At 69.3% G+C, this 635-nt stretch carries 1 protein-coding gene; it reads right to left on the bottom strand.

Translation table 11 applies throughout. From position 1 onward, the window contains the following. Nucleotides 1-123: 123 nt before the first annotated feature. The coding region (ligD, locus tag C7C56_RS10295) for a non-homologous end-joining DNA ligase LigD (protein ID WP_370660197.1) at nt 124-635 on the bottom strand (512 nt) is incomplete at its 5' end.

Here is a 635-nt window from a genome sequence, read left to right as displayed (position 1 = left end):
AAATCTGAATTGAGAATTGCTGCATACAGCACGAATCAACGGCCCACGGCGGCGGCCGGATCCATCCAGGTGAACGCGAAACGCGTCAAGGCGGGGCGCAACGGCGGCCGTCGTGCCGGGGTGCTACCGGTCCGGCGCGCCGGGTTTGAGGCCGAGCTGCTTCATGGCCGCCGCCAGCCCGCGCGCGCTGCGGGCATAGCCGTCCCAGGGCGCGTTGCCGCGGTCGAGGCGGGTGTGCGCGTTGCGCACATGCCACTGGTCGCCCGACTTGACGCTCATCAGCTCGTCCCAGTCGAGCGGCACCGAGATGCCCAGCCCCGGGCGCGCTCTGGCCGACCAGGCGCTCACCGTGGTCGCGCCCTGGCCGTTGCGCAGATAGTCGATGAAGATCTTGCCGACCCGGTTGCGCGGCCCGCTTTTGAAGGCGAAGCGCTCGGGCAGCGTCGACGACAGGTGCCGCACGATGGCCTGCGAGAAATCCTTGACCGCGTCCCAGTCGAGCGCCGGCTTGAGCGGCACCACCACGTGCAGCCCCTTGCCGCCGCTGGTCTTGAGGAAGGACGGCAGGCCGAGCTCGTTCAGGAAGGCGTGCACCAGTTGCGCCGCCTCCTGCATGGCGCGCCATTCGACGCCGT

This window comes from Massilia glaciei, assembly GCF_003011895.2.
Taxonomy (GTDB): domain Bacteria; phylum Pseudomonadota; class Gammaproteobacteria; order Burkholderiales; family Burkholderiaceae_D; genus Telluria_A; species Telluria_A glaciei.
Note: the sequence above shows the minus strand (reverse complement) of the source record. Positions and strands in the feature narration are given on the sequence as shown.